The organism is Providencia sp. PROV182, assembly GCF_028480325.1.
In the GTDB taxonomy this organism is placed as follows: Bacteria; Pseudomonadota; Gammaproteobacteria; order Enterobacterales; family Enterobacteriaceae; genus Providencia; species Providencia hangzhouensis.
On sequence record NZ_JAMPOL010000005.1, the window covers coordinates 101,622 to 116,065 of the forward strand.

At 40.0% G+C, this 14,444-nt stretch carries 12 protein-coding genes; 3 read left to right on the plus strand and 9 right to left on the minus strand.

Features of this window, described 5'->3' with window-relative positions:
- Nucleotides 1-44 precede the first annotated feature (44 nt).
- Complete coding sequence (locus PR834_RS05275; protein ID WP_272536492.1) at nucleotides 45-3,197, minus strand: M66 family metalloprotease; 3,153 nt, start codon at nucleotides 3,195-3,197, stop codon at nucleotides 45-47.
- A gap of 301 nt (nucleotides 3,198-3,498) precedes the next feature.
- Between PR834_RS05275 and PR834_RS05280 the strand changes: the two genes are divergently transcribed.
- On the plus strand, nucleotides 3,499-4,140 hold the full coding sequence (locus tag PR834_RS05280) for a CatB-related O-acetyltransferase (protein ID WP_272536493.1): 642 nt from the start codon (nucleotides 3,499-3,501) through the stop codon (nucleotides 4,138-4,140).
- A gap of 49 nt (nucleotides 4,141-4,189) precedes the next feature.
- On the opposite strand, the gene PR834_RS05285 is transcribed toward PR834_RS05280, so the two are convergent.
- On the minus strand, nucleotides 4,190-4,666 hold the full coding sequence (locus tag PR834_RS05285; RefSeq protein ID WP_272536506.1) for a YbaK/prolyl-tRNA synthetase associated domain-containing protein: 477 nt from the start codon (nucleotides 4,664-4,666) through the stop codon (nucleotides 4,190-4,192).
- A 350-nt stretch (nucleotides 4,667-5,016) separates the two neighbouring features.
- On the opposite strand from PR834_RS05285, the gene PR834_RS05290 reads away from it, so the two are divergent.
- Together PR834_RS05290 and PR834_RS05295 are read left to right on the plus strand one after the other, a co-directional pair.
- Nucleotides 5,017-7,194: a TonB-dependent receptor gene (locus tag PR834_RS05290; RefSeq protein ID WP_442959646.1), complete on the plus strand. Its 2,178-nt coding sequence runs from the start codon at nucleotides 5,017-5,019 to the stop codon at nucleotides 7,192-7,194.
- Between the two features lie 67 nt (nucleotides 7,195-7,261).
- Nucleotides 7,262-8,236: an ABC transporter substrate-binding protein gene (locus PR834_RS05295; RefSeq protein ID WP_405127823.1), complete on the plus strand. Its 975-nt coding sequence runs from the start codon at nucleotides 7,262-7,264 to the stop codon at nucleotides 8,234-8,236.
- A 34-nt stretch (nucleotides 8,237-8,270) separates the two neighbouring features.
- On the opposite strand, the gene hisIE is transcribed toward PR834_RS05295, so the two are convergent.
- The 7 genes from hisIE to hisD are packed head-to-tail and all read right to left on the minus strand — an operon-like array spanning nucleotide 8,271 to nucleotide 14,441.
- Nucleotides 8,271-8,882, minus strand: a complete 612-nt coding sequence (hisIE, locus tag PR834_RS05300) for a bifunctional phosphoribosyl-AMP cyclohydrolase/phosphoribosyl-ATP diphosphatase HisIE (protein WP_004256466.1) — start codon at nucleotides 8,880-8,882, stop codon at nucleotides 8,271-8,273.
- Complete coding sequence (gene hisF / locus PR834_RS05305) at nucleotides 8,876-9,652, minus strand: imidazole glycerol phosphate synthase subunit HisF (protein ID WP_094960647.1); 777 nt, start codon at nucleotides 9,650-9,652, stop codon at nucleotides 8,876-8,878. The genes hisIE and hisF overlap by 7 nt, the downstream gene beginning before the upstream one ends.
- A complete protein-coding gene (gene hisA / locus PR834_RS05310) occupies nucleotides 9,634-10,371 on the minus strand; it encodes a 1-(5-phosphoribosyl)-5-[(5-phosphoribosylamino)methylideneamino]imidazole-4-carboxamide isomerase (RefSeq protein ID WP_096864148.1) in 738 nt (245 codons plus the stop codon). The genes hisF and hisA overlap by 19 nt, the downstream gene beginning before the upstream one ends.
- A gap of 5 nt (nucleotides 10,372-10,376) precedes the next feature.
- Nucleotides 10,377-10,970 (minus strand): imidazole glycerol phosphate synthase subunit HisH, encoded by a 594-nt coding sequence (gene hisH, locus PR834_RS05315; protein WP_004256463.1) that lies wholly within the window; start codon nucleotides 10,968-10,970, stop codon nucleotides 10,377-10,379.
- The gene (hisB, locus tag PR834_RS05320) at nucleotides 10,970-12,037 is read right to left on the minus strand and encodes a bifunctional histidinol-phosphatase/imidazoleglycerol-phosphate dehydratase HisB (protein ID WP_262960906.1); all 1,068 of its coding nucleotides are present in this window, start codon (nucleotides 12,035-12,037) and stop codon (nucleotides 10,970-10,972) included. Before hisB ends, hisH begins: the two co-directional genes overlap by 1 nt.
- Before the next feature lie 13 nt (nucleotides 12,038-12,050).
- Nucleotides 12,051-13,121 carry a histidinol-phosphate transaminase gene (hisC, locus tag PR834_RS05325; protein ID WP_094960650.1) on the minus strand — a complete coding sequence of 357 codons (1,071 nt, stop codon included), beginning with the start codon at nucleotides 13,119-13,121 and terminating at the stop codon, nucleotides 12,051-12,053.
- Nucleotides 13,122-13,124: 3 nt separating this feature from the next.
- Nucleotides 13,125-14,441: a histidinol dehydrogenase gene (hisD, locus tag PR834_RS05330; RefSeq protein ID WP_196724526.1), complete on the minus strand. Its 1,317-nt coding sequence runs from the start codon at nucleotides 14,439-14,441 to the stop codon at nucleotides 13,125-13,127.
- Between the last annotated feature and the right edge of the window lie 3 nt (nucleotides 14,442-14,444).

Here is a 14,444-nt window from a genome sequence, read left to right on the forward strand (position 1 = left end):
GTTATCACTAATTAATTTAGTAATTAGTGATAACTTAGATAAAATTATGTAATATCACCATTAATCGTTGTTAGGAGTCTATTCTTCTTTATTTCAATTTCTCTAGAATGGACAATTTTATTATTAATATAAAGATTAGCTTTTATGGGGTTTAAACTTCGCTCAATATTAACATGAAATTTATTCATCATCTCTTCATTTGAACGGAAGTTATGAAGTTGGTACTGGCTTATTGTCCCATCTTCAAAAATAACCTCTAAATATGGCATTTGAGTGTCTATATTTTTATCATAGCTATAAACCATGCCATAAGAACCATATAAAGAAGGGTAGATATAGCTATCAATTACATCTTTAGGGTCATAGAACCCCATTAAGGTCACAACAGGTACTCCTTGTTTATAGGGAACTTTATAGAGGATTGTTTCATTACTATCTTTTCTCTTCCAATTGTAACCATCTGAAATATAGCAAATTAAATCATTTTTTTTGATTGGTTCAATCTGGTTGTTAATATAAAGCTCACTATCGAAATCTGCGCCTGATTCTATTCTTAAAATAGCATTTTTATTATTTTCATTTGCTAATGGAATGTTGATTTTTGGGGCGTGATAACCATTTCCATTATAAATAATAATATTTTTATTTTTTTTAAATAGTGAATTTAAATCGTTAGTTGTAATATCTGAGCCATTTATTGCAGTAAACTCGACGGTATTGAATTGTGATAGTTCTAAATATGCATCTACCATCTCTTTTGTTTTTGGATCCCATTTTTTATATCCTGTTTTTGATTCTGTACTAAATACATATTTACTTTCTAATCTATTTTGAATTGCAATGAAAGAGTTAGGCGTATAAGCAGTATAAGCGTTGTAACGAGTATCATAAAATTCGCCTCCACTCATTGCGTCATGATTTAATTTACCATCTTGGTATATATTGGGAATAAAATAGTTATTATCTGAATCCCATAGCCAGGTTGAATTTTTTTTATTTGCAACTGCATGGGAGCCGCCTTCATCTCCCCCATGATAATCACCTAAACCAAAATTGTGACCGAATTCATGGCTAAGCTCATTACTATCTGTCCTATTTAATGTTGCTTTACCTCCACCACCAGACCAGCCGTGGACGACTCTACCATTTTTATACATTCCGACAGAGTTATAGGCAGTTATCTGGGAGGTTGGAACAAAGGAATCAGCATCTGGAGCTGAACTATTTATGCCATAATTTGCGGTGTTAACACCATTAGCATAAAAAGATTTAGTGATCCACTCTCGCATGCTGCCACTATGGCCTCCTCCTTCATCCGGTGCATTATCTGTAAATACTTGGCCATTAGGCATGACCACTTTTAACAAATGGATAGGTTCGTAGCGGGAGACAATTAATTTTTTTACCGGGATCGTTTGATAATATTGGCGATTTAATTCAAATTTATCTAGAAATAGAAGTGTATCTCTTGGTGGTGTAAGCAACCCTATATCAAAAGTATTAATGAGTAATTCATTTGGTGCACCTACATCAATGTTAGATAATATGCTTTTCTGACCTTGATAATTAAATTCAAGTTTTATTTCTGGATGGATATATTCTTTTGGGATTGTAGTAGACCATGTTTTATCTATATATTCCAAGTTGCTAATGAAATTTTCTTTGTTATTCTGATTAATAGGGATCCATTTTTTATCTAAATCATAGACAAAAAGGACGTTTTCACCTGTTTGTAACTTTATAGTGTTTTTTCCATAATGAATGTAACTGTTATACGATGCATTAGAGCTAAACAGTATTTTCTTATTATGGAATGCATCATTTTTATTTAATGTGAAGTCACGACTCCAATTACCATCACTAGTCAATATTTTTATTGAGTCATTATTCTTTATTAGATTATTTAAATAATTTCTTTTTTTCGAAGCCTCAATGATTAATTCATTTTCATCTAAAGTTATATCAAATTTATTAGGGTATGAGTTGTTGATTTTTGATGTGTGACTAGAATAAATAGGGATGTTTTTCCATTTGCCATTTGAATTACAATGGAATAATAATATACTGTCTTTTTTTAGCTCGAAAACTTTATTTGTAGTGTGGATGAATGTTGACTCTTTAGCTTCTGATGTGAAAATGATTTTTTTAGATGTAAATTTTTTATTCTTTTTTAGCGTGAATTTTTTGACTCTGTCATAATCCATTTTCATTATTTTTAAGGTGGAGTTTTCTTCTAGATTTTTCTCAAAAAAATCTGCATCTATTTTATTTATATCGATATCTGGCAGGTTTCCAATTTCAAAATAAATAATTGGAAGAGAGTTTGAGCTTGCTTTTCTAGGTGGACTGTAATATTTCATTTGTTTAGCATCACTTTTTGTCAGCCAATACCCATTTTCATCACACATAAAACGAGTGGATGATTTTGAAGGTAATACAGAAGTGTTATTGCCATAATTAACTTTAATGTCGTTATTATCAGTATTGTGTAATGTGATAGTTTTACCTTTATAGTTGATGCTGTTATTTAGAATAAAAGTTTTTTTTGTGTTGTTATGATTAAGTTTTAACTTTATGTTTTTGTTATTCAAAATTGCTTTATGCAAGTGATTTTGATTTTTGGAAATTTCAATTAATTCACTATTAGATCTCATGACAAGGTCGAAATTTACCGGTGATTTGAAATCACGAGGTAATAAATTAGTTTCTCTTATACTATTATTTGCAATTTTTGGCAGTTTAGATGGTGGGGATAGTGGTTTTTGCATGATTAAATTATGATTTTTATCATAAATATTTAATTGAATTAGATTTTCTTCTGGAATATGAGTATGCGGTTTAAACATAATTAAAGTCTTACGTTCCTTAACTAGTTTTGGCTTACTATCTCCATCTATATGGAGTTTAGATGGAATAATATTAGCTTGGGCGAAAAATACATTTCCTTTTAATTCACCATCTACATCACTAGAGTGCTGGTTGTTATTAAAGTAATGATTGGTTTTCCCATTTTCAAAAAATGAGAGATTACCGAAGGATTTGTTTATTTCTGTTATTAAATGCCAATAATCTAGAATGGAGTTAGACTTATTTATAGTATCTATATAATAATCATTGTTTCCTATTGATAAAATATGGCTTTTTAAACTGTTAATCAGTAATGATGGTGAAGTCGTACTTAAGTTTTTATTTGGCATAAAATATTATCTTATCTATTTGTTGTTTCGTAGAAGCTGGTCAAATTTTTAGTTGATGGTAAGATAAAATATCTTTAAAAAAAAGATGAATTGTTTAATAGTTACTCCTAAATGATACTCTAAGTATTGGAAAGCTCACCATGAGTGAGGAAATTAATATTATTTGAACTAGTGAGGTTAAAATGAATAACTCATTACTAAAAAAGCCAATGATTACTTAGTGTGATGTATTTTGAACGCGGATACATCACCATAGAATGCGTTCTATGGTAAATATAAACGAATTAAAAGGTTTAGTACCATGAATCAAAAGCATTGGTCAAAATACGAGCTCCTTCATGAGGTTGTACAAAATCCCAATATCCATATTAAAGGTAAGCATAGTTATTATAGCGACTGCTGGGATAACGGGTTTGAGCGGTCAGTTGTGCGTTATCTACAAGGTGATGAACAAAGCCGAGATTGGCAGCTAGCATGGAATGTTGACCAACTTTATATCGGTGATTATGTCTGTATTGGTAGCGAAGCTGTGATATTAATGGGAGGGAATCATACTCACCGAATGGATTGGTTTTGCTTATATCCTTTTCTTGAATTTATTGAAGAAGCTTATGTAGGAAAAGGCGACACAGTGATTGGCGACGGAGCCTGGGTTGGCATGCGAGCCTTTATCATGCCCGGAGTTAAAATAGGTGAAGGAGCTGTAATTGCTGCTAATAGTGTAGTGGTCAAAGATGTCGAGCCTTACTCCATTGTGGGAGGGAACCCTGCAAAGCCGATTAACTACCGCTTCTCACACGATGTAATTACTGAACTATTAGCATTGAAAATCTATGATTGGTCGGAGGAAAAATTTACCGCATTAAAGCGGTTTATTTGTGGATCAGATTTTGTGGCATTAAAAAATGCCAGTCAGGAATATGATCAGCGATTGATTGGTTAATTTTACTTATTGATGGGTATTCTGTGGAATACCCTTTTTTAATACAAAACTATTTTTCTTCTGTGCGAATAAACTCAACTAAAGTCGGTGCGGCTATTCTTTGATAATCTTCTGTATTTAAAATAATAGAGCGCTCTAATGTACCTGCATTAAAGGCGAGTTCCTCAAAACGTTCAAATAATAGTGGGTCAGCAATTAACTTTAAATTAGGGTGAAAACTAAAAGGCGGAATAGCCCCGAACACACATTGGGTGAGCTCATCGACTTCCTTTGGGCTTGCTAGAGATGCGCGAGTTCCACCAATAGCTATGGCAACCTTACTTAAATCAGCCTGTTTATCAGCAGGTAAAATTGCCAGTACGTGTTGGCGGACCCCATTTCCTTTTACATGGCATACTAGTCCTTTTGCCCCTTGCCCAAGCTGCGTGCCACGTATTTTTGCCACTTCTTCCGATTTCCCGGCTGTGGGATGCTCCATCACACGATATTTTGCATTATTTTTATCAAGTAACTGTGTGAGTTGCATAAAAATAGAATTTTCAGACACTGTTTTTTCCCTTTAAAACCACATCAATAATAAGAAATGATAACAAGTTAATTAAGAGATACAACCGTGAAATATAGCGAGCTAAAATCCATAAATTTGGAAAATGTTATAAATTGCATATCAGATGCGGTTTTTAACTATATTGTTAATCTATTTTTGGGTTTTGTTGTCATATCTTCTGGTGAATTAATTATTATAAATAAAATCAATGGGTTAATTTTTTATTTTTTTATTTTGATTGAGAATACATCTTATTAAGGATTGAGTTTGATCATTTACGCTGCATTGTATTATCGGTAATATAAAATTTTATATAACGAAAAGATAATATGACTCGTAAATTTAATTTATATCTCATTATGCCGCTTATTGCAGGGATCGCACCGTCTATTGTTGCAGCACAAGTTTCTGAACAACTGGCTAAACCTAAGCAAGATAGAATGTTAGTCACCGCAGCGCCAAGTGATGTAACCATGGAAGCACAGGCTGGTGCTGGCTTTTTCACATCGCAAATTGATATTGGCCCATTAGGCAACCGTGAGTGGATTGATACGCCGTATTCTACAACCACGATTAGCCGCGAAATGATTAATAATCAACAAGCTAAAAGTTTGAGTGAGTTATTGAAATATGCGCCAAGTACACAAATGCAAGCCCGTGGAGGGATGGATGTAGGGCGTCCACAAAGCCGAGGCATGCAAGGTGGCGTGGTAACGAATAGCCGGATTGATGATCTGTATATGGTGTCAACAACGGCATTTCCCGTGGAAATGTTGGATAGAGTGGACATTATTAATAGCTTGACGGGAGCATTGTATGGCCCTGCAAGTCCCGCAGGGCAGTTTAATTTCACCACAAAACGCCCTGAGGATATTCAGCGTTTTTCTTTAGGTTACCAAAGCCGTAATGCCTATAGTGGCCATGCTGATTTAGGTGGTTATTTTGATGCTGATAAACGTTTTGGATATCGCCTTAATTTGTTGGATGAAGAGGGAACAGGCAGCCTTAAAGAGAGCACATTACGCCGTAAGTTAGCCTCTGTGGCGCTTGATTGGAATATTCAACCGGGTACACAGCTTCAGTTTAATGCCAGCCACTATAATTTTGTGCAAAAAGGTTATGTGGGTAGTTTTAGTTATGGCTCTGCTATCAAATTACCAAAATCACCTAATCCACAAGATAAAAATTTAGCATTGCATACCGCAGGAAATGATTTAACCACTGATACCGTTAGTACTCGATTAATTCATGATTTTAATGAGGATTGGACACTAAAAGCGGCAATTGGTTATCAGCAAGCGGATAGGGCGATGCGTACGGTGACAAGTACCATTCAAGATAACAATGGAACCATTAGCCGCTCATTAAGTGATTCTCCTGCTTCGGGACGTTTTCGTGTGTTGAGTAATTCAGTGGTAATTAATGGTCATGTAGACACAGGCTCTATTGGTCATGATTTATCATTAGCGACGAATGGCTATGTTTGGTCGATTTATAGTGCAAAAGACAAGAGCGTGAGACGTGATTTGGGGCAAACCAATATGCACCGCCCGTCGCCAATGGAAGAGCCATCGGATGGCAAAATTCATACGGGAGGTTCACGTTATAAATCAGCTGAAAATAGCCAACAAAGTATCACTGTCGGTGACACAATCACGTTTGATTCACAATGGTCAGCCATGTTTTATCTCAGCCAAAGTTGGATTGAAAGCCGTAGCTTTGATAAACAAAACCACAAAACCAGCCAGACCAATGACCATGGCCTCAGCCCTCAAGCAGCATTGATGTATAAAATTACCCCTCAGGTGATGACTTATATTAGCTATGCTGATTCGTTAGAAGAGGGGGATACCGCGCCGATGAATCAAAACCTGAAAAATGAAGGGCAGACTTTAGACCCTTATCGTAGCAAACAATATGAATTGGGTATTAAAGCCGATGTAGCAGATTTAAACCTTAGTGCTGCGGTATTCCATTTGGAGCGGCCATTTGCCTACGCGGGGGATGACAACGTGTTCCGCAAACAAGGTGAACAAGTAAACCGAGGGCTAGAGCTCACGGCAACCGGCCATGTTTGGCAAGGGCTAAATGTCTATAGCGGCGTGACTTTCTTAGATCCAAAACTCAAAGATACCAAGTTCACGACAACGCGTGATAAACGTGTTGTTGGTGTGCCGAAAGTTCAAGCCAATATGTTAGTGGAATACAGTTTACCGACAATGCCAGAACTGGTGTACAGCGCTAATGTGCACTATACAGGAAAACGAGCTGCTAATGACACCAATACTAGTTGGGCAGGTAGCTACACAACATTGGATTTAGGAACTCGTTATAGTACAAAAATCAATCAAGTTCCAACGACGGTCAGATTATCCGTCAATGACGTAACGGATGAGCGCTATTGGGCTTCCATTTTTCCATCAGGTATCAATGGAGAAGGGAAAGGGGGAAGTGCTTTTTTAGGTTCAGGCCGTGAAGTTCGCGCAACGGTTACGTTTGATTTCTAATTATAACAGTCTAGGAGTATGCCGTTTTACGTTAAGGTGAAACGGCGTGAAAAATATGAGAAAAACCATTTTTCTGCAATCGGTCATTTTACTGTTTGGACTACTAATGAGTAGCGCAATACAGGCGAAGACAGATAACCCCGAATTGCGTATTGCAACACCGTGGCCAGCACAAAATACTATTATTATGATGCTAGGTTACGGTGAGCAAATTGTCGGCACATCGATGATCGCGAAAAAAATTCCATTATTTCGCCAAATGTTACCCAATATTGATGATGTTCCAGTGATCAGTATTAGCAATCAATTAAACCCAGAACAAATCATTTCATTACGTACGGAGTTACTGTTCATTGCTAAAGGAATGGAAGTCCCACAACGTGATTTATTAGAAAATGCAGGGATGAAACTGGTTGAATACCCAGCGAATTCATTAAAATCGTTACAAGAAAGGGTTCAAGCCACAGCAAAAGAGCTGGGCCCTGATGCGCAAAGTAAAGCTATTGAATATCAACGCTATTTTGACCGTAATATCGTATTAGTTAATGAACGACTAAAAGGGCTCACTGATGCAGAAAAACGGACGGTATACCACAGTATGGGGAACGTGTTATTTACGTCTGGCCGCCCATCATTAAATCAAGATTGGATGGATTTAGCAGGGGCAAAAAATGTGGCTGAGACTTGGTTTTCGGATAAAAAAAATAATTCAGGTGAGGTCTTGTTGGAAAGCATTATTACTGCGAACCCTGATGTGATTGTTGCGATGAATAAAGAAGATGCTAATATCATACTCACATCTCCTCAATGGAAAGCAATTAGCGCGGTAAAAAACCAGCAGGTATATGTGAACCCAAAGGGAATGTTTTGGTGGTGCCGAGAAACGTCAGAGGAGGCATTGCAGTTTCTGTGGCTAGCACAAACACTGTACCCAGAGCGCTTTGTGGATATCGATATGCAACAAGAAACGGCTGATTTCTATCTGAAATTCTTTGGTATTTCATTGAGCGATGCGCAAATCGATAATATTTTGCACCCATAAAATAAAACTGCCAGCGAGGCTGGCAGCCTGTTATTTATTGATGACGCTCTTTTAACCGTTTGATTATCGTGCTTAAATCCAGCTCTTGGTCTTGTAGTAAGACTAATAAGTGGTACATCAAATCCGCGGCTTCGTTAGTCAATTCAGCGCGGTCATTAACGGTTGCCGCCAGAGCGGTTTCAACACCTTCTTCACCCACTTTTTGAGCAATACGTTTAGTACCGCTAGCATATAAACGCGCGGTATAGGAGCTTTCAGGAGAGGCAGTTTTGCGTTCTTTTAGTAATGTTTCTAACTCAAATAAAAAGCCCCAGTCACTTTGTGCGGGCGCGAAGCAGCTTTGTGTACCGTTATGGCAAGTTGGGCCATCCGGCAGTGCGAGAGCCAGTAGCGTATCACTGTCACAATCAGGGTAGATATCCACCAAATTTAGAAAATGATTGGAGGTTTCGCCTTTCGTCCACAAACGTTGTTTTGTACGAGAAAAAAAAGTGACTTTACGGCTGTCTAAGGTGACTTGCAATGCTTCTGGGTTCATATACCCAAGCATTAGCACGTCACCTGAAACGGCGTGTTGTACGATAACAGGCATCAGGTTATCGACTTTTTGCCATGCAAGTTGGCTGCATTGTTCTGTGGTTAACATACTCTAATTTGAACTCCGTTTTCGGCTAGGTATTGTTTTAAGTCACCGATATTAATAATTTGTTTATGAAATACAGAAGCGGCTAAAGCACCGTCAACACCTGCGTCAGTGAAGGCATCAAGAAAATGCACTTTTTCACCTGCGCCGCCAGAGGCAATCAAGGGCACTTGGCAGACTTCACGGACTTTTTTGAGTTGTTGTAGATCATACCCTTGGCGTACACCATCTTGGTTCATCATATTTAACACAATTTCACCCGCGCCACGTTGTTGTACTTCTTTTACCCAATCAAGGGTTTTCCACGTGGTTTGTGTGGTACGTTTTTCATCGCCAGTAAATTGGTAAACGAGATATTCACCTGAGCTTTCATCGAACCAAGTGTCAATACCGACAACGATACATTGTACGCCAAAGCGTTCAGCTAAACGGCTGATTAATGTAGGGTCGGATAATGCCGGGGAGTTGATGGAAATTTTATCTGCGCCAAAAGACAGAATTTGCGCGGCATCGTCAACGCTTTTAATCCCACCTGCAACACAAAAAGGAATATCAATCACTTCGGCGACTTTGGCAACCCAGCTTTTGTCTACCACTCGGCCATCAGAAGAGGCGGTAATATCATAAAACACCAGCTCGTCTGCGCCTTCTTGGGCGTAGCGTTGTGCTAATGGAACAATATCACCGATGATTTCGTGATTACGAAATTGGACACCTTTAACCACTTGCCCATCACGGACGTCTAAGCAAGGAATTATGCGTTTTGCCAACATTTGATTGCCTCCGTAACGGTGAATTTACCTTCTAATAGTGCACGACCAACAATCACGCCAGCTGCACCAGATGGCGGAATAGCCGCGATATCATCTAGATCGCCAATTCCCCCTGATGCCTGAAAGGCAATATCAGGGAATTTTTGGCTAATTTCTTGGTATAAATTCACATTAGAACCCGCCAATGTTCCATCTTTGGAAATATCAGTACAAAGGACGTGTTTTAAGCCATAAGGGCGATATATTTCAATGGCTTGCTCTAAGGTTAAATTTGAATTCTCCTGCCAGCCGCTAATGGCAATTTCTTTTACGCCTTTGTCATTAATTCGTACATCTAACGCAAGTACAATGGCTTCCCCACCATAGGTTTCAAACCATGTTTTGACTAGCTCCGGTTTGGTCACTGCCGTTGAGCCGATGACGACACGGGTCGCTCCGGCTTCCAGTAAGGCTTTAACATCTTCTTCGGTACGAATACCACCACCAACTTGTACGGGAACACTCACGCCAGCTAATAATTTTTTGAGCAGTGGAATTTGGCGTTTTTGCGGGTCTTTCGCACCTGTTAAATCCACGAGGTGCAATAGTTTTGCCCCTTCTTTTTCATATTGCTGCAAACGTGGGAGTGGGTCATTGCCATAATCAGTTTGTTTGGCGTAATCCCCTTGGTGCAATCGCACCACAGTGCCATCGATTAAATCTAATGCGGGAATGATCATGGTAATTACATCTCCAAAAAGTTTTGAATCAAACGTGAACCTGCTGCGCCAGAACGTTCTGGATGAAATTGGACACCATAGAAGTTATCGCAATTCACGGCACTGCTAAACGGATTGCCATATTGAGTTTGCGCGATGGTATTGCTGGAAATAGGCATCGAATAACTGTGTACAAAATAGAAATAGGCATTATCAGGGATATCCCTAAACAAGGGGTTTCCTGCTAAGGCTTTGACTTGGTTCCAACCGCTATGTGGAACTGGAAGCCCATTGGCATCCATTTTTTGTACAGGGCTATCAATTAACCCCAGTAGTGGCACTGTAGATTGGCCTTCTTCACTGAAAGAGCCGAGTAGCTGCATGCCTAAACAGATGCCTAACACCGGTTGGGTTAGTGCTTTGATTAACGGAACTAATTCACGTTCAGTGAGCTTTTCCATGGCTGCGCTAGCAGTACCAACCCCCGGCAAAAAGACTTTGTCAGCTTGTAAAATAGTATTGGTATCACGGCTCACCACAGGGTTATAGCCTAGGCGTTTCACCGCATAGGCTACGGAGGCTAAATTTGCACAGCCGGTATCAAGGATGACAACGTTCATTACAGAACCCCTTTCGAGCTAGGTAACGTATCCCCTTCAACACGAATTGCTTGGCGCAATGTGCGGCCGAAAACTTTAAACAAACTTTCGGCTTTGTGGTGATCGTTTTTCCCTTTGGTTTTCAGGTGTAATGTGCAACCCATGGCATAGGAAAGTGAGCTAAAGAAGTGCTCAATCATTTCTGTGCTTAAGTCACCGACGCGTTGGTATTTAAACTCGGCTTTGTATTCAAGGTGCGGGCGACCTGAAATATCCAGTGCACAGCGCGCTTGGCATTCATCCATTGGCAGAACGAAACCAAAACGTGCGATACCGCGTTTATCACCCAGTGCCACTTTCAATGCTTCACCTAGTGCAAGACCGGTGTCTTCAACCGTGTGGTGGTCATCGATAAATAAATCGCCATTCACTTCAATGTTTAACCGGAAACCGCCGTGAGTCGCGATTTGGTCTAACATGTGGTCAAAGAAGCCTACGCCAGTGCTAATTTTGCTGCCGCCTTCTTGGTCCAGCCACACTTCAACTTGGATATTGGTTTCTTTTGTTACACGCTTCACCAGTGCATGGCGGTTGCGTTTGGTTAATTGCTGGGTGATGGCCTCCCAGTCAAGTTCAGCTGGGTTATAACGTAACCCTTTGATACCCATATTTTTAGCTAATTGAATATCTGTTTCACGGTCACCAATCACATAGCTGTTTTCGCTGTCTAATACGTTGTTGTCTAAATAGCGCTCAACTAACTGCAATTTAGGTTTACGGCAAGCGCAGTTATCTTCGGGCTTATGTGGGCAAATTAACACGTCATCAAATTTAACGCCTTGGGACTCAAATACCTGCATCATTAAATTATGAGGGGGTTCGAAATCTGCTGTTGGAAAGCTATCGGTGCCTAAGCCGTCTTGATTGGTTATCATCACTAAACGGTAATTGGCTTTTTGCAGAGCAAGTAAGCTAGGAATAACTGCTTTTTCAAAGGCGAGTTTACTTAAACTATCAACTTGAAAGTCAGTTGGCGGCTCGGTAATTAATGTTCCATCACGGTCGATAAATAAAATTTTCTGGCTCATGAATCATTCCTAATTAGCAAAGTGCTGCAATAGCTTCAATAACACGGGTATTTTCTATTTCTGTCCCAATAGTAATACGCAGGCAATTAATGAGACCGGGTTGTTTACTTTGGTCACGTAAAATAATGCCTTGGTCCCACAGGGCTTTAAAGACTTTATTTCCATCAGTGAAACGCACCAAAATATAGTTGGTTTCACTTGGATAAACATGTTCAACCACTGATAAGTCGCGTAGCGCTTCACGAAGTGCAATACGGTTTTCTGTTACCGTTTCTACACGGCTTTTCATCGTCTCGATACCTTGGGGCTCAAGGGCTTGAGCTGCAATCATCGCAACAGGGGTTGATAAAGGATAAGGGGCGATAACCTTTAATAGCACTTCAATCACTTCAGGGGATGCTAAAGTAAAACCACAACGTAAACCTGCTAATGCAAAGGCTTTGGATAAGGTTCTTAAAATTACCAAGTTTGGGTATTGTGCTAACCAGCTTGCCACACTGTATTGTGGGCAGAACTCAATATAGGCTTCATCGACAACGACTAATGCACGGCCCGCAGCCATATCTAGCACTTCGCGTAAATCTTTATTGTCGATGATATTGCCTGTTGGGTTATTCGGGCTGCAAATATAAATCAGTTTGGTATTGGATAGATTTTCACGGATCGCGTTAACGTTTAATGCCCAGTCTGGCAACGCCATGATTTTCTTTTGTTCAACACCAAAGGTTTCTGCACTGACGCTGTACATGCCATAGGTTGGCGGGCAAAACATCACCGCATCTTTCCCCGGCTCACAAAATGCGCGGATTAACAACTCGATGGACTCATCGGCCCCACGGCAAACTAGCACTTGTTCTGGTTTAACTTTGGCATAAGCTGCATAGTTATTGATCACCGCAACTGGTTGGCATTCAGGATAACGGTTAAGGTTGCGTTCACTGAATTGGTAATCAGGTGCAATTGGGTATTCATTGGCATTGAGCCAAACGTCGCCATTTCCCCCTAAACGTCGTGCAGACATATAAGGCGTCATGGTTTTAACATTTTCACGTGCAAGACTGGCGGCATTAAATGGTTGGCTCATGACTTACTCCTGATTTTGTTTTTTTAGTTCGTTAACGCGTAAGGTAACGGCATTTTTGTGAGCGGTGAGTTGCTCTGCTTGGGCTAAGGTTTCGATGGTGTCGGCTAAGCCTAATAAACCTTGCTTCGACAGTTTTTGAACTGTCATTCGCTTCATAAAATCGGCGAGGCCAAGGCTTGAATAGGTTGCGGTATACCCGTAAGTGGGTAATACGTGATTTGTGCCTGATGCATAGTCGCCAGCCGACTCCGGTGACCAGTCGCCAACAAACACCGAGCCCGCGCTAGTAATTGCATCTACTAAATCATCTGCATTGCGAGTTTGCAGTATTAAGTGCTCAGGGCCATAACGGTTACTAATTTCAACGCATTGAGCGATGGAATCAGCGATGATGACACGGCTGGCGCTCAATGCTTCTCGAGCAATTTCTGCACGTGAAAGTTGCGCTAATTGTTTTTCTGTTTCTTCGATCACGCGTTGGGCAAAGTTTTCATCATCAGTTAATAAAATAACTTGTGAATCAGGGCCATGCTCTGCTTGAGATAGCAAATCAGATGCAGTAAATGCTGGGTTTGCACCGTTATCAGCAATGACCAACACTTCGGAAGGTCCCGCAGGCATGTCAATAGCGGCTCCATCATGGCTTTGACTCACTTGGCGTTTTGCTTCAGTGACATAGGCATTACCAGGGCCAAAAATTTTATCAACCGCAGGAATACTTTGGGTACCAAATGCCATTGCAGCAATCGCTTGCGCACCGCCTACTTGGAAAATATCACTGATGCCACACAGTTTCGCTGCATACAAAATTTCATCGGCAATAGGTGGGGGCGAACACAAAATAATTTTGCGACAGCCTGCGATATTCGCAGGGGTTCCCAACATCATGACCGTTGATAACAGGGGAGCAGACCCCCCCGGAATATATAAACCGACCGCATCTATTGGGCGTGTGACTTGTTGGCACACGACGCCTGCCTGTGTTTCTACTGTAATCGGAGTGGGTTTTTGGGCTTCGTGAAAACGACGAATGTTACCAATGGCGGTTTTCATTGCTGTTTTGATTTCATCACCAAGACGAGCCTCTGCCGCGTCAACAGCATTTGCAGGTACACGCACTGTTTCGATTTCAGTTTTATCGAAACGACGGCTCAGTGCTTTGAGAGCGATATCGCCCTCGTTACGGACTTGGTCAATAATTTGGCTAACCGCAGTACTAATGCTACCAGAAGCCGCTATTGCGGGGCGCATTAATAAAGCGCTTTGTTGCTCTTGGTTACAAGCCGACCAGCGAACAGGTTGGTTAAATCCCATTTTCATGAC

Bases quoted from the DNA above. Each gene is read 5' to 3' on its own strand.
- PR834_RS05275 (WP_272536492.1), bottom strand. From the start codon at position 3,197: ATGCCAAATAAAAACTTAAGTACGACTTCACCATCATTACTGATTAAC.
- PR834_RS05280 (WP_272536493.1), top strand. From the start codon at position 3,499: ATGAATCAAAAGCATTGGTCAAAATACGAGCTCCTTCATGAGGTTGTA.
- PR834_RS05285 (WP_272536506.1), bottom strand. From the start codon at position 4,666: ATGCAACTCACACAGTTACTTGATAAAAATAATGCAAAATATCGTGTG.
- PR834_RS05290 (WP_442959646.1), top strand. From the start codon at position 5,017: ATGACTCGTAAATTTAATTTATATCTCATTATGCCGCTTATTGCAGGG.
- hisIE (WP_004256466.1), bottom strand. From the start codon at position 8,882: ATGTTAACCACAGAACAATGCAGCCAACTTGCATGGCAAAAAGTCGAT.
- hisF (WP_094960647.1), bottom strand. From the start codon at position 9,652: ATGTTGGCAAAACGCATAATTCCTTGCTTAGACGTCCGTGATGGGCAA.
- hisA (WP_096864148.1), bottom strand. From the start codon at position 10,371: ATGATCATTCCCGCATTAGATTTAATCGATGGCACTGTGGTGCGATTG.
- hisH (WP_004256463.1), bottom strand. From the start codon at position 10,970: ATGAACGTTGTCATCCTTGATACCGGCTGTGCAAATTTAGCCTCCGTA.
- hisB (WP_262960906.1), bottom strand. From the start codon at position 12,037: ATGAGCCAGAAAATTTTATTTATCGACCGTGATGGAACATTAATTACC.
- hisC (WP_094960650.1), bottom strand. From the start codon at position 13,121: ATGAGCCAACCATTTAATGCCGCCAGTCTTGCACGTGAAAATGTTAAA.
- hisD (WP_196724526.1), bottom strand. From the start codon at position 14,441: ATGAAAATGGGATTTAACCAACCTGTTCGCTGGTCGGCTTGTAACCAA.